Origin of the sequence: Protofrankia sp. Cj3 (genome assembly GCF_917627355.1) — a bacterium.
Taxonomy (GTDB): Bacteria; Actinomycetota; Actinomycetes; order Frankiales; family Frankiaceae; genus Protofrankia.
In genome coordinates this window covers 18906-19545 of sequence record NZ_CAKJTR010000101.1, presented here as the reverse complement: position 1 = coordinate 19545, position 640 = coordinate 18906, and the positions used below count along the sequence as shown (strand labels likewise).

Sequence of the window (640 nt, the reverse complement as noted above, 5' to 3'; positions counted from 1 at the left end):
GAGAAGAACACCCCACCCCACCCCGGATCCGAGCGGCGAGGGAGCACGGGACACGGCCGGTGCGACTACTCCCACCTCGAGACCGGTGATCGCGCCGGTGCCGCCCAGGCCGGTGGCCAAGGGCCGGTTCACCGCAGCCTTCCTGGCCCAGCCGCTGTTCGAGAAGTATGTCCTGGGCCGGCCGCTGCACCGGATCGCCCAGGCCCTGGCCGCCGACGGGCTCGATGTCGCCGAGGGCACCCTGTGCGGGGCGTTGACGAGCGTGCACGAACTGCTCGCCCCGCTCGAACAGGCGGTCATCGAACGCAACGCCGCCGCCCACCTGCATGCCGACGAGACCAGTTGGCGGGTCTTCGAGCAGGTCGAGGGTAAGGAGGGTCACCGCTGGTGGTTGTGGGTCTTTGTCGCCGCCGACACTGTCGTGTTCCGGATGGACCCCACCCGCTCGGCCGCGCTGCTCACCGGGCACCTCGGCATCGAGCGCACCGACGCCGCCCTGCCCGAGGGCCGGCGGCTGCTGCTCTCAGCGGACTTTTACACCGCCTACCAGGCCCTGGCCCGTGTCGAGGGCGTCGACCCACTCTGGTGCTGGGCCCACATCCGCAGGTACTTTATCCGGGCCGGGGACGCCCACCCCCAG

General features: G+C 71.1%; 1 protein-coding gene. It reads left to right on the top strand.

What is annotated here, in order from left to right; translation table 11 throughout:
* Positions 1–112: 112 nt before the first annotated feature.
* Positions 113–640 (top strand): IS66 family transposase (locus MJ783_RS14620; RefSeq protein WP_239310990.1); only part of this gene is annotated, 528 nt, incomplete at its 3' end.